General features: G+C 69.8%; 13 protein-coding genes. 5 read left to right on the top strand and 8 right to left on the bottom strand.

What is annotated here, in order from left to right:
• Positions 1-20: 20 nt before the first annotated feature.
• Positions 21-1,328 (top strand): MFS transporter, encoded by a 1,308-nt coding sequence (locus MMSR116_RS03310; RefSeq protein ID WP_010683755.1) that lies wholly within the window; start codon positions 21-23, stop codon positions 1,326-1,328.
• 8 nt (positions 1,329-1,336) lie between these two features.
• Here the strand turns inward: MMSR116_RS03310 and MMSR116_RS03305 are convergent, their stop codons facing one another.
• A complete protein-coding gene (locus MMSR116_RS03305) occupies positions 1,337-1,990 on the bottom strand; it encodes a GntR family transcriptional regulator (RefSeq protein ID WP_010683756.1) in 654 nt (217 codons plus the stop codon).
• Positions 1,991-2,111: 121 nt separating this feature from the next.
• Here MMSR116_RS03305 and tcuA point away from each other — a divergent pair, with 121 nt between their 5' ends.
• Entirely contained in the window at positions 2,112-3,608 is a 1,497-nt protein-coding gene (gene tcuA, locus MMSR116_RS03300) for an FAD-dependent tricarballylate dehydrogenase TcuA (protein ID WP_010683757.1), read from the top strand.
• Between the two features lie 55 nt (positions 3,609-3,663).
• Here tcuA and tnpC read toward each other — a convergent pair whose 3' ends face one another.
• Positions 3,664-4,944, bottom strand: coding sequence for an IS66 family transposase (tnpC, locus tag MMSR116_RS03295; RefSeq protein WP_010684130.1), 1,281 nt, complete (start codon positions 4,942-4,944; stop codon positions 3,664-3,666).
• 235 nt (positions 4,945-5,179) lie between these two features.
• On the opposite strand from tnpC, the gene addB reads away from it, so the two are divergent.
• The gene (gene addB, locus MMSR116_RS03290) at positions 5,180-8,344 is read left to right on the top strand and encodes a double-strand break repair protein AddB (RefSeq protein WP_010683759.1); all 3,165 of its coding nucleotides are present in this window, start codon (positions 5,180-5,182) and stop codon (positions 8,342-8,344) included.
• 76 nt (positions 8,345-8,420) lie between these two features.
• Here the strand turns inward: addB and MMSR116_RS03285 are convergent, their stop codons facing one another.
• The 3 genes from MMSR116_RS03285 to MMSR116_RS03275 form a co-directional block, all read right to left on the bottom strand.
• Positions 8,421-9,650 carry an acyl-CoA dehydrogenase gene (locus MMSR116_RS03285; protein WP_010683760.1) on the bottom strand — a complete coding sequence of 410 codons (1,230 nt, stop codon included), beginning with the start codon at positions 9,648-9,650 and terminating at the stop codon, positions 8,421-8,423.
• Between the two features lie 109 nt (positions 9,651-9,759).
• Positions 9,760-10,689: an AEC family transporter gene (locus MMSR116_RS03280; RefSeq protein WP_010683761.1), complete on the bottom strand. Its 930-nt coding sequence runs from the start codon at positions 10,687-10,689 to the stop codon at positions 9,760-9,762.
• A 104-nt stretch (positions 10,690-10,793) separates the two neighbouring features.
• Entirely contained in the window at positions 10,794-11,249 is a 456-nt protein-coding gene (locus MMSR116_RS03275; protein ID WP_010683762.1) for a hypothetical protein, read from the bottom strand.
• Positions 11,250-11,646: 397 nt separating this feature from the next.
• Between MMSR116_RS03275 and MMSR116_RS03270 the strand changes: the two genes are divergently transcribed.
• Positions 11,647-13,320, top strand: coding sequence for a methyl-accepting chemotaxis protein (locus tag MMSR116_RS03270; protein WP_010683763.1), 1,674 nt, complete (start codon positions 11,647-11,649; stop codon positions 13,318-13,320).
• A gap of 195 nt (positions 13,321-13,515) precedes the next feature.
• Here MMSR116_RS03270 and MMSR116_RS03265 read toward each other — a convergent pair whose 3' ends face one another.
• Positions 13,516-14,721, bottom strand: a complete 1,206-nt coding sequence (locus MMSR116_RS03265) for a trans-sulfuration enzyme family protein (protein WP_010683764.1) — start codon at positions 14,719-14,721, stop codon at positions 13,516-13,518.
• 100 nt (positions 14,722-14,821) lie between these two features.
• Between MMSR116_RS03265 and MMSR116_RS03260 the strand changes: the two genes are divergently transcribed.
• The gene (locus MMSR116_RS03260; protein ID WP_010683765.1) at positions 14,822-15,340 is read left to right on the top strand and encodes a TspO/MBR family protein; all 519 of its coding nucleotides are present in this window, start codon (positions 14,822-14,824) and stop codon (positions 15,338-15,340) included.
• 123 nt (positions 15,341-15,463) lie between these two features.
• On the opposite strand, the gene MMSR116_RS03255 is transcribed toward MMSR116_RS03260, so the two are convergent.
• A complete protein-coding gene (locus MMSR116_RS03255) occupies positions 15,464-15,991 on the bottom strand; it encodes a phosphate-starvation-inducible PsiE family protein (protein WP_010683766.1) in 528 nt (175 codons plus the stop codon).
• Positions 15,992-16,114: 123 nt separating this feature from the next.
• Entirely contained in the window at positions 16,115-16,672 is a 558-nt protein-coding gene (locus MMSR116_RS03250; RefSeq protein WP_010683767.1) for a DUF4337 domain-containing protein, read from the bottom strand.
• Between the last annotated feature and the right edge of the window lie 4 nt (positions 16,673-16,676).

Here is a 16,676-nt window from a genome sequence, read left to right as displayed (position 1 = left end):
CACCCAGGGAGCGTTGCAACATGGCCGGTGATCCAGGTGCCGTCGAGGCGACCCTCAAGTCCAGGATCGAGGCGATCCTCCGCTCGACGAGCGGCAACTTCCTGGAGATGTTCGACTTCTTCCTGTTCGGCTTCTACGCCACCTACATCTCGCGGGCCTTCTTCCCCGCGGGCAACGAGACCACCGAGCTGCTCCTGACCTTCGGCACGTTCTGGCTCGGCGCGCTGATGCGCCCCCTCGGGGCAATCGTGCTCGGCGCCTATATCGACCGGATCGGACGCCGGAAGGGCCTGATCGTCACGCTGGCGATCATGGCGAGCGGCACCGTGCTCATCGCCTTCTGCCCGAGCTACGGCACCATCGGCGTCGCGGCCCCGCTGATCGTGCTGGCGGGGCGCCTGCTGCAGGGCTTCTCCGCCGGCGTCGAGATCGGTGGCGTCTCGATCTATCTGTTCGAGATCGCCACGCCGCAGCGGCGGGGCTTCTACACCTCGTTCCAGTCGGCCAGTCAGCAGGTGGCGATCATGTTCGCCGCGCTGATCGGCTACGGGCTGAACGCCTTCCTGAGCAAGCAGCAGATCGGTGATTTCGGCTGGCGGATCCCGTTCTTCATCGGCTGCCTGATCGTGCCGTTCATCTTCTTCATCCGGCGCTCGCTGCAGGAAACGTCGGCCTTCGCCAAGCGGACCCGGCATCCCTCGACCCGTGAGATCCTGGCGACGGTAGCGGCCAACTGGCGGATCGTGCTGCTCGGGATGATGCTGACGACGATGACCACGGTGACCTTCTACATGATCACCGTCTACACCCCGACCTTCGGCAAGAACGTCCTCAAGCTCACCGAGACCGACAGCCTGATCGTGACGTTGTGCGTCGCGATCACCAACTTCATCTGGCTGCCGGTCGGCGGGGCGATCTCGGACGCGATCGGCCGCAAGCCGGTGCTGCTGACGATCTCGATCCTTTCGCTGCTGACGACCTATCCGGCCCTGCACTGGCTCGTGGCCGACCCGACCTTCGGCAAGATGCTCGCCGTCGAATTGTGGTTCTCGTTCTTCTTCGGGGTCTACAACGGCGCGATGGTGGTCTCGCTGTCCGAGGTGGTGCCGGCCCACGTCCGGGCAAGCGGCTTCTCCCTGGCCTACAGCCTCGCCACCGCCCTGTTCGGCACCGCGACCCCGATGGTCTCGACCTACCTGATCGACCAGACCGGCGACCGGGCGGCACCGAGCTACTGGCTGATGGCGGCCGCCGCCTGCGGCATCATCGCGACCCTGGCCCTGTTCCGGGGGCGCCCGGGCATCGAGCGCGTCCCCGCCCACGCCTGACGCACCGCTCAGCTCTCTTGCCAGATCCGGATCCGGGCCTTGAAGGCGGCCTGGATATGTGCCCGGGCCGCGGCTTCGGCGCCGTCCCCGTCGTGGGCGCGGATCGCCGCCACGATGGCGGTGTGTTCCGCGAGCGATTCCGCGGCTCGCTCGGGGGCGGCCAGGGTGGTGGCGCCGGGCAGCAGCACCAGCGACAGGCGCATCGTCTCCAGCGTGCCCTGCAGGAAGCGGTTGCGCGCCGCCCCGTGGATCTGGCGGTGGAACAGCCGATTGGTCCGCGCCAACGCCGGCGCGTCGCCGAGCAGCCCTCGGTCCCGGACGACCATCTCCTCCAGAATCTCGGTTTCGACCGCGCTGGCGTGAATTGCCGCGAGGCGTGCTGCCGTTCCCTCCAGCACCTCGCGCAGGTCGTACAGCTCGCTGACCTGCCCGTAGTCGAGCTGTGCGACGCTGGCGCCCCGGTGCGGCTCGTGGGCGACGAGGCCCTGCGCCTCCAGACGTCCCAGCGCCTCGCGCACCGGCGTGCGGCTGATCTGGAACCGCTCCGCAAGTTCGGCCTCGCGCAGGCGGCTGCCGGGCACGAGTTCACCCTCTTCGATCGCCCGCAGCAGACGCTCGTAGGCACCGGCTCCGCTGGAGCGCTCCGCTTCGACCGCCTTCATGACCACCTCTCCTCGGCTTGGCCATAGCGTGAAAGCGTCCGCTCCGAAACGCGCCCATGATGGTTGCGATCGATTGCATGCAGTCGTATACAATAATCTTTCATGGAGCGAGGAGATGGCGATGCAGCGGGCTGGCGGTGATCGTTGGGATGTCGTCGTGGTCGGATCGGGCAACGCCGCCATGAGCGCTGGTCTCGCCGCCCTGGAGCGCGGCACCTCGGTGCTGATGATCGAGAAGGCCGAGCAGGATCTCGCCGGCGGCAACACGGCCTACACGGCCGGTGCCATGCGGTTCGTCTACGCGGGCAACGATGACTTGGTCCCGCTGCTGGTCGACCCCGAGGATCCGCGCCTGCCGCGCACGGATTTCGGCGCCTACACGGCGCAGACGTTCGAGCAGGATCTCCTCGGCTTCAATGACGGGCGGCCGCTGTCGCGTGAGCAGCGCATCCTGATCGACGAGAGCGGTGCGGCCCTGCGCTGGCTCGCCACACAGGGGGTGAAGTTCGAGCCGATCTACTCCCGTCAGTCCTTCGAGAAGGACGGACGCTTCGTCTTCTGGGGCGGCCTGACGCTGGCCACCCACGACGAGGGCTTCGGCCTCGCCCGGGCGGAACTGGAGGCCTTCACCAAGGCCGGCGGCGAGATCCGCTACGGCTGCCCCGCAAAGGGGCTCATCGTCGAGGACGGGCGGGTCGTCGGCGTGGAGACGCCGCAGGGAGCGTTTCACGCCAAGTCGGTGGTGCTCGCCTGCGGCGGCTTCGAGTCGAACGCCGCCCTGCGGACGCGCTTCATCGGCGAGGGCTGGGACAAGGCCCGGGTCCGCGGCACGCCGCACAACCAGGGCGACGGGTTGGAAATGGCCCTGGCGCTGGGCGCGAAGGCCCACGGCTTTTACGGCGGCTGCCACGCGACGCCGATGGACCTCCACACCCCCGACTACGGCAATCTCGAATTGCCGCACGGTGAGCGCAAGCACTACCGGAAGATCTGCTACTTCCTGGGACTGATGCTGAACGCGAACGGCGAGCGGTTCGTCGACGAGGGCAAGAATTTTCGCAACTACACCTATGCCCAGTTCGGCCGCGCCATCATGGAACAGCCGGGCCACGTCGCCTGGCAGATCTTCGACGCCAAGGTCGATCACCTGCTCTACAGCGAGTACCGGTTCCACGACGCCCACTTCGTCGAGGCCGACACCCTGGACGGGCTGCTCGACAAGCTCGACGGCATTGACCGGGCGGCGGCGAAGCGCACCATCGCGGACTTCAACGCCGCCGTGGACGAGGCGGTGCCGTTCGACCCGACCGTGAAGGATGGGCGCGGCACCAAGGGGCTCGCCCTGCCGAAATCGAATTGGGCGCAGAAGATCGAGACGGGCCCGTTCAAGGCCTACCCGGTCACCGGTGGGATCACCTTCACGTATGGCGGCGTCGAAGTCGGCGACGATGGCGGCGTGAAGCGCGAGGACGGCAGCACGATCCCCGGCCTGTACGCCTGCGGCGAGATGGTGGGTGGTGTATTCTTCAATGGCTATCCGGGGGGCTCGGGGCTCACGTCCGGCGTCGTTTTCGGCCGGCGGGCCGGTTACGGCGCCGCGACGGGATCCAGGAGCTGAGAGCGCCGCGGTAACGCGCCGCGCGCGTAATTACCCACGCGTTTGATGGCAGGGTTCAAGCGCCGATGGTTTTGAGGATGGCGTCGAAGGAACTGCTGCCTGTGAGGCGCGCGGTGTCGACGACGGTGCGGATGGCGGCCTCGCCCTCGGCCGCCCACATGGCGCGGTAGCCGTTGGTCACCTTCCGCTGCACGACGGCCGGACGAAGCAGCCGCTCGGAGCCGTTGTTGGTCGGCTCGACCTTTCCGGGATAGGCGAGGAAGACCAGGAGCTGATCGCGCGCGCGGCTGATCTTGGCCTGCAGGTCGCGGGTCAGGTCACAGCGGCTCGGCGTGGCCAGGATGGCGCCGAGCTGCCGATCAAGGCTCCGGCGCTTGGCCGAGAGCGTCGAGGCAGCCAAGTCTGTGACGCGCTCGGCCAGGGCGAACACGTTCTGTAGCCAGAGTTGCAGACGCCAGGGGACGGGATCGTCGCTGGCCTCGACGGCGTAGGCAACGTCGCGGGCCAGATGAGCCAGGCAGGTCTGGTGCTCATCCGCATGGCCCTGTTGGGCGGTGTAGCGATCCGAGATCCACACTGCGGGCCGATGCCCGTCCATCATCTCGCGCACCACGACAGCACCGCGCGTCGGCGAGGCCGTGTGCACCACGGCTTGCGCCGAGTGGAACAGCCAGTGATAGGCGTTCGAGCCCTCGATGCGCACGCCGGTCTCGTCGCAGGCGACGACCTCAGCCTTGCGCAGGGTCGTGATGGCCGCGTCGCGACCAGGATGGAAGCAGCCCTGCGCGCGGCGGAGCAGGTTCATCAGCCCGCCCTGGCTGAGCGTGAGGCCGAACAGGTCGGAGAGCGCCGCCTGCAGCCGCTCATACGAGAGCGCCTGAAAGGTCTTCAGGTACGTCGCCACCGCATGCAGCCGCGGACCAAACGCGGTGCCGCGCGCCGCCTCCGGCACCGGTGCCACCACCCGCTCTCCACAGCGCGGGCAACGGACCGCGAGACGCTGGTGCTGCGTCACGATCGGCTCCACCGCGGGCAGCTCGATCTGCTCGGCGACGCTGATGATCTCTGCCGGAAGAGCGGCGTGCAGGCTGGCGCCGCAGCACGCACACGCCTCGGGACGATGCTCGACGACTGCGTCGGGATCATCGCTGACGACGCGGCTATGGCCCTCGTGACCGGGCTTGGCGCCGCCGGGCTTTGAGTGCTCCCGCTGCTCCTTGCGATCGGTCGCGGGCGGCTTGGACGAGGTCCGCGAGGTCTTCTCTGGCCGCTGCAGCCGCAGCACCAGCTCGATCAGCTCCTCGCGGCTCAGCCGTTCCAGTTCGCTGCGGCCCATCCCACGAAGGAATCAGCGAAATTCGCCCCGCGCAAGAGACGACCCGCGCAAGAGGCAAGCTTGGCTCGGCAGGAGCGCAGCCGCGGGCGTTCAACCGACGACCAAGCTACCCCGTGGGTAATTACCCGCGCGCGCCCGCCGGAAGAGGCGGGAGGGCGCGTGGCAGAGGCTTCCGGATCCGCACCAACCCATCGCCCCCTGTCCGCGGCCGCGTGCCGGGCGTAGAACCCCCGTCATGCCCGCCCGACAGGCCGTCTTCACCATCACCCGCGGCGTCCCGTTCCTGCCGACTCTGGCCGAGGCGCTGCTCTCCGGCCGGCTCGTCGGGCCGGTGACGGACGATCCGCTGGAACTCGCCGCGGTCACGATCTACCTGCCCACCCGCCGCGCAGCCCGGGCGCTCGCCGCGATCCTCGCCGAGCGCCTCGGCCGGGATGCACCCGGTCAGGCCACCCTGCTGCCCCGGATGATACCCCTCGGTGAGGCCGACGAGGCGGAACTCGACCTTGCCGCCGAGCCCCTGCTGGAGGCCAACGCCGATCCCTTGAACACTCCGATGCCGCCGCTGGAGCGCCGGCTGATCCTCGCCCGCCTCGTCCAGGCCTGGGCCAAGACCGTGGATCGCACTCTGCTGCCGCTGGACGCCGAAGTGCCGTTCCTCGTCCCGTCTTCCCCCGCCGACGCGGTCGGGCTCGCCGCGGACCTCGAACGGCTGATGGACGCCCTCACTGTCGAGGGCCTGCCCTGGTCGGAGATCGGCGCCGCCGTCGAGGCGGAGTATTCGCGCTATTTCGGCCTGACGCTCGACTTCGTGAAGATCGCCGCCGAGAACTGGCCGAAACTCCTGGCCGAGCGGGGTCTCGCCGATCCCGTGGCCCGCGCCCGGGGCTTGATCCTTGCCGAGGAGCGGCGGCTGTCGCGCGGTGTCGTCTCCGATCCGGTGATCGTCGCCGGCTCGCTCGGATCGGTCCCCGCGACGGCCCGCCTGATCGCCGCCGTCGCGAGGCTGCCGCGGGGCGCGGTGGTGCTGCCCGGGCTCGACCTCGATCTCGATGCCGCAGGCTGGGACGGCATCGATACCGGCGAGGGTTTCTCCCGGGTCATCGCCCACGGTCATCCGCAGGCGGTGCTGCACCGGCTCCTCGGAGCGGAAAACCTCGGCCTCGACCGCGCGGAGATCGTCCCGCTCGGCGCGCCCGATCCTGGTCAGGCGGCGCGGGCTGCCCTGCTGTCCCAGGCCCTTAGGCCGGCCGACACCACCGACGCCTGGGCCGCCCTGGAGGCGGAAGCGCGCGACGCGGTAGCCCGGCTCGGCCTCGACGGTCTGGCGCTCGCGGAGGCCGCCGACGAGCGGGAAGAGGCCCTGGTCGCAGCCGTGGCGCTCCGCGAGACGCTCCAGAGGCCCGGGGCCACCGCCGCCCTGGTCACGCCGGACCGGGGGCTCGCCGGCCGGGTGGCGGTCGAACTGCTGCGCTGGGGCATCGTGGCGGAGGACTCGGCGGGACTGGCCCTCGCCGGTAGTCCCGCCGGACGACTCGCCCGGCTCACGGCCGAACTCGCAGCCGATATCGCCCGGGATCAAGCGGACGCGATCCCCGCGCGGCTGATCGCGCTGCTGTCGCATCCGATGGTCCTCCTCGGAATGAAGCGGGCCGACGTGGTCCGGGGCGCCGCAGCCCTTGAGATCGGATTGCTGCGCGGTCCGGTTCCGGCTCCGGGTTTCGACGGTCTGCGCACCGCATTGGCCGCGGAGAGGGCCGGGCCCCCGGAGCATCGGCCACGGGCCAAGAGACGCCTGAAGGACATCGATTGGGAGCTGGCCGCCGATCTGCTCGTCCGGCTGGATCTGGTCTTCCGGGATTTTCCGGGGCCGGATGGAGCCGGCGATTGCGATCTCGTCACGACGGCTACCCGCCACCGGGAGGCCTTCGACCGGCTGATCGCCGGCCCGGAGGATGAGCCAGAGGTGGAACCGGACGGTTCGCTGTCCTGCCTCGATGCCCTGTTCGACGACTTGGAGATGGCCGAGCCCGGCCTGATGCCCGGCCGGTTCGACGATTACGCCACCTTCTTCACCGCGCTCGCCCGCGAGCGCACCGTCGCCTGCGCCGGAGAGACGCCGCATCCACGGCTTCGCATCCTCGGTCTGCTGGAGGCGCGGCTGCTCTCGGTCGACCGGGTGGTGCTCGGCGGCCTCGACGAGGGCGTCTGGCCGGTGCGCACGCTGACCGACTCGTTCCTGAACCGGCCCATGCGCGAGCGCGTCGGCCTGAATCCGCCTGAGCGGCGGATCGGGCAGATGGCGCACGACTTCGTGCAGGCGCTCGGCTGCCGGGATGCGATCATCACCCGGGCGCTCAAGCGCGAGGGCGCGCCCACGGTGCCGTCGCGCCTGATCCAGCGCCTGCGCGCGCTCTCGGGTGACGCTCGCTGGGACGCGGTCCTGACGGCCGGCCGCCGCTTCACCGCCCTCGCGGCCCGGCTGGACGCCGCCCCTCCCGAGCCGCGGCTGAAGCGCCCGGCGCCGAAACCCGATCCGGCCCTGTTCCCGCGCTCCCTCAGCGTCACCGAGATCGAGACGCTGGTGCGCGACCCCTACAGCATCTTCGCCCGCCACGTCCTCGGGCTCGATCCCCTGGAGCCGCTGGCGGCTGCGCCGGGCGTCGCCACCCGTGGCTCCCTGGTGCACGACGTCTTCGCAGCCTTCGCCGCCCGCCATTCCACGACCCTGCCGCCGGACTCGGCGGAGCGGCTGCTGAACCTCGCGGTCAACGCCTTCGGCGATATCGAGGCGGAGTACCCGAACCTCTACGCCGAGTGGTGGCCGCGCTACGAGCGCATGGCTTCGGCCTATCTCGACTGGGAGGCGCAGCGCCGGCCCGGCCTGACCCGGGTCTTCCCGGAGGTGTCCGGGCGCTGGGTGATCCCGATGGGGCGCGAGGCCTTCACGCTGCGCGCCCGGGCCGACCGGATCGAGCTGCGGCCGGACGGTACCGCCTGCATCGTCGACTACAAGACCGGGACGCCGCCCTCCGGGAAGATGATCTTCTCCGGATTCTCGCCGCAGCTCACCCTGGAGGCGGCGATGCTGATGCACGGCGCCTTCGCGGGTCTGCCGGCCGTTCAGACGACGCCGGACCTGCTCTACGTTCACGCCTCGGGCGGGCGGAAGCCCTTCGTCCCGATCCCGGTGAAGCCGCCCCGGGGCGAGGAGCGCGGCGTGGAGGCGATCGTGGCCGAGCACGCCGCGCGGCTGCGGGGACTGGTGGCCCGATTCATGACCGGCGAGGCGGCCTACACGGCGCGGCCCTACCCGCAATATGCCAGCCAGTACGGTGCGTACGACCACCTGGCCCGGGTGCTCGAATGGTCGCTCGGTGGCGAGGAGGGCGGGGAGTGACATCACCCCGTCGCTTCAGAGGGATCCTACCCGCACCTCAGGATGAGGACGCGGATGGGAGGCGCGTCCCCGAGCCTCAGAAGAACGCCTGCAGCCCCGTCTGCGCCCGGCCGAGGATCAGGGCGTGGACGTCGTGGGTGCCCTCGTAGGTGTTCACCGTCTCGAGGTTCTGGGCGTGGCGCATCACGTGGTACTCGCCCATGATGCCGTTGCCGCCATGCATGTCCCGGGCGGTGCGGGCGATGTCGAGCGCCTTGCCGCAATTGTTGCGCTTGACCAGCGAGATCATCTCGGGCGCCATCTTGCCCTCGTCCATCAGCCGCCCGACCCGCAGGGAGGCCTGGAGGCCCAGCGCGATCTCGGTCTGCATGTCGGCGAGCTTCTTCTGGACGAGCTGGGTCTGCGCCAGCGGCCGGCCGAACTGCTTGCGCTCCAGGGTGTAGTTGCGGGCGCGGTGCCAGCAATCCTCGGCGGCGCCCATCGCGCCCCAGGAGATGCCGTAGCGGGCCCGGTTGAGGCAGCCGAACGGACCTTTCAGTCCGGAGACGTTCGGCAGCAGCGCGTACTCGCCGACCTCGACGCCCTCCATGACGATCTCGCCTGTCGTGGAGGCGCGCAAGCTGAGCTTGCCCTTGAGGGTCGGCGCTGACAGCCCCTTCATGCCCTTCTCCAGCACGAAGCCGCGGATCGCACCCTCGTGGGCCTCGGACTTCGCCCAGACCACGAACACGTCCGCGAAGGGGGCGTTGGAGATCCACATCTTGGCGCCCGAGATCCGGTAGCCGCCGTCGACCTTCTCGGCCTTGGTCTTCATGCCGGCCGGATCCGAGCCGGCGTCGGGCTCGGTGAGGCCGAAGCAGCCGATCCACTCGCCCGAGGCGAGCTTCGGCAGGAACTTCTGCCGCTGCTCCTCCGAGCCGTAGGCGTGGATCGGATACATGACGAGGGAGGATTGCACGCTCATCATCGAGCGATAGCCCGAATCCACCGCCTCGACCGCCCGCGCCACCAGCCCGTAGGCGACGTAGGAGGCGCCCGCGCAGCCGTACTCCTCCGGCAGGGTCACACCGAGGAGGCCGAGCTCGCCCATCTTCCGGAACAGGCCCGGATCCGTCTTCTCGGTGGCGTAGGCCTCGACGATCCCGGGCAGGAGCTGCTCCTGTGCGAAGCTCTGGGCCACGTCGCGGATCGCCCGCTCGTCCTCGGTGAGCTGGTCCTCCAGCAGGAAAGGATCATCCCAGACGAAGCGCGGCGAGGCCGGGGCCGACGGGGAGGCACTGCCCGGGGGGCGCATCGGAGCGTTCATGGGGATTCCTCGCGAAGGATGCGGCGGACCTCGGGGACCCGCGCTTGGGCACACCCTAGTCCCGCGAGAGCCGTCGTCCAACGCGCACGGTGACGCCGGAGCCCCGCCGTCACGCCCGGCCGAGCAGCGTGAGCCACGCTACGGTGGTGAGCGGCGCCAGCAGGGTCGAGACCAGCACGGAGGCCGCCACCATCCCGGTCTCGGTCCGGTAGCGCGCCGCCAGAAGGTAGGCGTTGATCCCCACCGGCATCGCGGCGAACAGGGTTGCGACGCCCGCATAGGCCGGCGGCATCGCGAAGACGTGGAAGGCCAGCACCCACACCGCCAGCGGATGCAGGAGGTTCTTCAGGAGCGCGATCACCACGGCACCCTTGAGGTCGAACAGCACCCGGTAGCGCTTCAGCCCGGCGCCGAGCGCCACCAGCGCGCAGGTCGAGGCGGTGCCGGCGAAGGCGTCGATCAGCGCCTTCGCGATGCCGATGGGCGCGAGGCCGAGGGCCTTCATGGCCATGCCGATCAGCAGCGCCACGAAGATCGGATTGCGCAGCAGCACCAGGGCAAGGCCCCGGATCCGCGCCAGCACGGGCAGGCCCGAATCGGACTCGATCAGGAAGGTGGCGCTGCCCATCATCAGCGGCAGGTGGACGGCCAGCAGCATGAACAACGGGAAGGCCCCGTCCTCGCCGTAAGCCTGGAGGATCATCGGCACGCCGACGAACACGGTGTTCGACTGGCTCGCCGCGAAGCCGTGGAGGATCGCACCCCGTCGCTCGATTCCGGCGCGTCGCCGGGCGATCAGGGTGCCGACGAGCCACGAGATGCCGGCGCCGCCGAAATACGCGACCCAGTAGGACCACGCGACGGTTCCGCTCATCCCGGGCTTCGTCAGCGTCGCGATGATCAGCGCCGGCACGGCGACCGCGAAGACGTATTCCGAGAGGCCGTCGCTCACCTTCTCGGAAAGCAGGCCCGCGAGGGCGGCCGCCCAGCCGATCAGGACGATCCCGAAGATCGGGGCGATGATGGCGAGGGCGTTCACGGATCAGGGCGGCGTGCGGGGACGGGTCGCCCGCCCATAGCACGCCGCCGCTTTCTCAAGCGTCGGCGCCGGGGGAATGGGTCGCCAGCGCCGGCCGCGTCACATCATTTGCTCTCCAGCACCTTCATCGGGTCCGTGCGCTGGCTCGCGGGCGGCTCCTTGGTCAGGTTGGCGGCACCCTCACGCTGCGCCTTGACGTCCCGCGGCGAGCCCGGACCGCCCACGGCCTGGCCGCCCTCGTTGCTCTGGGTCGGGACCGTGCCGGAAGCGAGTTCGAGGCACGTGACCATCTCGACGTAGGACGGGTAGCCGCCCGCCTTGAACTGGTTCTCGCACTGCCGCTTGGCGGCGGAACTGTAGGTGCCCCACTGGCGCTCGGCCTCCTTCTTCGCTTCCCGCTCCGAGCGGAGGCAGCCGTCGTAGTTGGCTTGGTCGCTGATGGACGTGTTGGTGACCTGTGCCGATTTGCAGGTCTTCTCCACGTCGAGGTTCGGCACCGTGTCGGCCCATGCTGGGGCAGCGATCAGGATGGCGGTGATTGCAAACGGGAGGGGTCTCATGGCGTTCAAGGCTCACAGTCGAGAGGCGCCCGCAGAAGGCATCCCGGTCTGAACGCGCCAGCGCCCGTTTCGGCACCCGCCTGGCCAACGGCCGATCCATCACGGTGCCCGTCCCGGGCCTCGCTGCAGTCTGGCGGATCTGGCTGACGGGGCCGAAATCCATTCCCGCTGTCAAGTTTCAACAGGGCTTCAAGAGCGCGCTCCCGAAATCTTCGTGGTATCATGATCTAATATATCCGAATAAATTAAAGTACAAGTCCGCCGTGATTGTGTTGAATATGTTGTCGTCCATGATGGGAAACATCCGCAGTGCCGAAATGATGAACCGATTATGTTGCGGATCGCGCTGTGGGATGGGGTAATGTCACGGTCCGCCGCTTGGGGTCGGGAAGTGATCATGGCCGTGTTCAATACAATCAAGAGTCGTCTTGTCATTCTGCTGGCTCTGCTCGGGACCCTGTTGCTGGCGTCCGACCTGATCGGCCAATGGGCCCTGTCGCGCAGCAACCGCAGCCTCCAGGCCGTTTACTCGGATCGGGTCGTCCCGCTGGGCCAGTTCCTGGCAATCCGCGACGCCTACGACACGATCGTCGACGCCTCGCGGACCGTGCGCGAGGCCGCTGCCGACCCAGCTGATGCGACAAGGCAGATCGAAGCGGGTCTCGCCAGCATCAAGCAGCAATGGGCCACCTATCTGACGAGCCATCTGACTCCAGAGGAGAAGGGGCTGGCAGCCGCCATGGAGGCGCAGATCGGCCGGAACGCTGTCATCGTCGCCGACATTCTCGAGCGCCTGCGCACCCGCAATCTCGACGGCTACGCCGCCGCCCACCTCGCGCTCAACCACATGATGGCCCCGACCGCCGCCGCGCTGGTGCAACTGCGGTCACTGCAGCTCCGGGAAACGCAGATCGAGTACGAGCAGGCCCAGGCCAGCGCCTCCCTGGCCAGGCTGGTCCTCATCATCCTTCTGGCGGCAGCGTGCGTGGCCATCCTGTTCGGCCTGCATGCCGTCCTAGCGCGGGTGACCCGGCCGCTCGATCGCGCCACGGTGCTGATGGGCCGGCTGGCCTCCGGGGATCTGAGCGTGACCGTCACGGGCGTCGAGCGGCGGGACGAGATCGGCGCGATGATCCGCGCCGTGCAGGTGTTCAAGGAGGCGATGATTGCCAAGCGCGCGGCCGACGAGGCGGCCGCAGTCGAGAACGCGGCCAAGATGCACCGGGCCGCGCGGCTCGATGCGGTGACGCTGCGCTTCGAGGCGACCATCTCGGCCATGACACGGAGCTTGGCCGACGCCGCCTCCGAGATGGAGACGACCGCTGAGGCGATGGCCGGCATTGCCGGCGCGGCGACGCAGCAGGCCGCCACGGTGGCCGGCGCCGCCGTGCAGACGTCCGGCAACGTGCAGACCGTCGCGTCCGCGACCGAGGAGATGGCGACCTCCGTGCAGGAGATCGTGGAGCAGGTGACCCGGTCGGCGGAGATCGCCGACCGGGCGGTCGAGCGCGCGATGCGCACCGGGATCACGGTCCGTCACTTGGCCACCACGGCCGAACGCATCGCCGCCTTTGTCGACGTCATCGCCGGCATCGCGCGCCAGACCAACCTGCTGGCGCTCAACGCCACGATCGAGGCCGCGCGGGCCGGACAGCACGGCAAGGGCTTCGCGGTGGTGGCCGACGAGGTCAAGGCGCTGGCCGAGCAGGCCGAAAGGGCCACAGGCGAGATCGGCGCGCGTATCGGCGAGATCCAGGCTGCCACCGACGAGGCGGTCGGCGATATCGAGGGGATCGGCCGGATCATCGGCGAGATGTCGAGCTACGCGACCGCCGTCGCCGCCGCGATGGACGAACAGGGTGCGGCCACCCGGGAAATCACCCGCAACGTGCAGGAGGCGGCCCGCGGGACCGAGCAGGTGACGCGGAGCATCGCGGGCGTGAGCGACGGCGCGAGCCGGGCCGGCGCGGCGGCCGCCCAAGTCCTCCAGGCGGCCCAGGGCCTGTCCCGCCAAGCGGCGACCCTGACGCAGGAGGTCAGCGTGTTCCTGGGCGACATCAAGGCGGCCTGACCGAAGCGGCCGCGAGACGGCTGCATCGACAAGGCGGAGAGATGAAGTCAGGAGGCATCCCGCGGATGGGTCGCACGGACCCGGCGGCGGCGTTGTGTCCAGGCGCCCCGGCGTCGCCGCATCCCGGGCTCGATGCGCGGCGCCGGATCGACGTCGTCGCCCGCCGAGGCGCGTCGGGTGCCCCGTGGCGTCCGTTCAGGGGGCCGAATGCGCGCCGCGCAGGGCGCAATCGAGGTCGTCGTGCAGATCGTCGATGTCCTCGATGCCGGCGGACAGGCGCAGCAGGTCCGGCGGGCAGGGACTGCCCGGACCTTCCACCGAAGCGCGGTGCTCGATCAGGCTCTCGACGCCGCCGAGGGAGGTCGCCCGCTTCCACAGCCGCACCCGCGCCGCCGTGTCGACAGCGCCGGCCTCGCCGCCCGCGACCCGGATCGACAGCATGAAGCCGAACCCGTCCCGCATCTGGCGGCGGGCCAGCGCGTGCCCGGGATCGTCCGGAAGCCCCGGATAGAGAACGTGGGTCACGTGCGGGTGTCCGCTCAGGCGCTCGGCGAGCCGCTGGGCGCCCGCCGCCTGCGCTGCCGCGCGCAGGTGCAGGGTGCGGAGCGACCGCATCAACAGGTAGGCCTCGAACGGACCCAGGATGCCGCCGCTGCCGGCTCGGATCCCGCGGACCCGCTCCCAGAACGCGTCCGCCCGTCCGCCCGCCAGCACGCCCGCCACCACGTCGGAATGACCGTTCAGGATCTTGGTGGCCGAGTGCATTACGATGTCGGCGCCGAGTTCGAGGGGGCGCGTATGCACCGGCGACGCGGCGGTGGAGTCGACCGCGAGCCGCGCGCCAGCCGCGTGGGCGATCTCAGCCGCAGCGGCGATGTCGGTGATCGTCCAGAGCGGATTGCCGGGGGTCTCGATCCACACGAGCTTGGTCCGGCCGGGCTGCATCGCGGCGCGCAGGGCGCCGAGATCGTCCGTCTCCACGACGGTGAGGGTCAGCCCGCGCCGAGGCGCCTCCTCGCGCAGCCAGCGCTTCAGCGCCCAGTACATGACCGTGCCGGCGACCACGTGGTCGCCGGGCTCCAGGGCGCCGAACACCGCGGTCGCTGCCGCCATCCCGGACCCGAACAGCAGGGCGCCCGCTTCCGCGCCCTCGAGCATCGCCAGGACGGATTCGGCTTCCCGCACCGTGGCATTGTCGGGCCGCGCGTAGCTGTAGCCCGAACTGTAGCCGTTGTCGGGATCTCGGAGGAAGGTGGTGGAGACGTGGAGCGGCATCACCACCGCCCGGGTCTCGGGCTCGATCCGGCCCATCGCCTGCGCGGCGAGGCTGCGGCGCGTCAGATGCGGCGCCGCCTCGACTCGGGTATCCGACGGCCCCTGCGGCGCGTTAGGCTGTGACATCTGGCGAATCTCGGCGGATGGAGACGGGCGCGTGCCACGGCGCGTGGGCCCCGACAAGCCACGACCCCACCCAACCCGCGTCTCGGGGAGACGGACGACCATGACCGCCGCGACACAAGTCCCCGGACGATCGCCCATGCCGCGCTGGCTGCGGCTCGCCGCCGCGATCCTGCCGGTGGCGGCCACCGCGGCTGTCGGATCTGTGGCGACGCAGGCCGAGATCCCGGGCTGGTACGCAGGGCTGAACAAACCGGTGTTCAACCCGCCGAACTGGGTTTTCCCGGTCGCGTGGACGATCCTCTACACGATGATCGCGGTCGCGCTCTGGCGGCTGCTCGGCGCCATGCCGCGGACCGGGCCGAGCCGCGAAGGCTGGTGGCTCGCGCTGGCCGCTTTCCTTGTGCAACTCGCCCTGAACGCCGCCTGGACGCCGGTCTTCTTCACCGCCCACGCGATCGGCGCCGGGCTGATCGTGGTGGCGATGCTGCTGGTGATGGTCCTCTGGACGATCCGGCTGACATGGCGGTTCGACCGGGTCGCCGGCTGGCTCCTCGTTCCCTACGCGGCCTGGGTGGCCTTCGCGACGCTCCTCAACGCGGCGATCCTGCGGATGAATTGAGCTGGGAACCGGCCCTCGGCACGCGCGGACGCGGGTCGCCGCCGGCAGGCGGCGCCGTCCGCGAGCACGCGGGCTGCGCGCGGCCACGCCCCCTGGAGGCGTCGGCCTCCTGGCGCGCCGGCGTCAGGCGTCGTCGTCGGGCTTCTCCTCGCCCGCGGGCTTGCCGTCATCGCGGGCGCGGTGCAGCAGGAAGATCGCGAAGACCATCGTGAGGATCAGACCCGCCAGCACGCCGAGCTCGATCATCGACGCCTGGAAGAGGGCCTGCTTCTCGGGCGACCAGTCCTTGGCGTGCATGATCTCCGAGGATTGCAGCGTGATCACCAGCACCCGCCGGATCGAGGCGATCAGCCCGACGATGAGGAACGGCTCGCAGGTCAGCGTTCCCGACCGCATCGAGACCCTGACCGTATGCAGGATCTCGATCAGCATCAGCAGGAACAGCAGCCGGTCGATCACCTCCAGGATCTGCTGCGCGCCGCCGAGCGCCTTCATCGCCTCCCAAGTCATGCCGGCGGCTTCGATCAGCGCCACGAGGGCTGTCAGCGCCAGCAGGATGCCGAGCGCCGCGTAGATCGCGTGCTCGGTGTGCAGGAAGATCGCGCTGGCGATCTTCGTCAGGCGACCCTGGTCTTCTGAGTGTTCCGACATCATTCCCCCCTGGAATGTGCCGAAACGATCAGCTTCCGATCCGCGCGTCCAGTCCGGCGACGCGCAGCTTCAAGGGATCGGGATCGGGGGTGGCGTTACGTCGCTCCCGGCGGCTGAGGCCGCTCAGTGGAAGAACGGCAGCGCGTGCGGCGCGAGGTAGCCGAAGCCGAGGAGCGCCGCCCCGGCCAGCCCCAGGAAGCCACCGGCGAAGACCAGCAGGCTGATGCCGGTGATCACCTCGGCCGAAGCCAAGACGATGCCGATCTGGAAGGCCGCCGAGGCCAGCTCGTAATGGTGGTAGCGCAGCAGCGCGAGGTCGCGCCGGCCCTCCGAGACCCGGGCCTTCTCGGACAGTTCCTTGCGACCCTCGCCGGTGGAGGGCTCGGAATCCCATCGCGCCAGGGTCTTGGCCCATTCGGCGCGCTTGGCCGCGATCGCATCCTGGTTCGGACCCGGCGGCAGCAGCGCCAACGCCTCGTCGGCGGTCTTGAGGACCGTCGAGCGGATCGTGCGGGCCTGGAAATAGGCCCACTGGTTCGCGGCCTCGACGTTGGCGCCGATCGAATCCGTCTGGGATGCCTTGCCCAGCGTCTCGCTGAAGGCGAGGAACAGCGCCAGCACCGAGATCAGCAGCGCCACGCGCTTGTTGGACCCCTCGACCGCCCCGTGACCACCCGACATCGTT

Origin of the sequence: Methylobacterium mesophilicum SR1.6/6 (genome assembly GCF_000364445.2) — a bacterium.
In the GTDB taxonomy this organism is placed as follows: Bacteria; Pseudomonadota; Alphaproteobacteria; order Rhizobiales; family Beijerinckiaceae; genus Methylobacterium; species Methylobacterium mesophilicum_A.
Note: the sequence above shows the minus strand (reverse complement) of the source record. Positions and strands in the feature narration are given on the sequence as shown.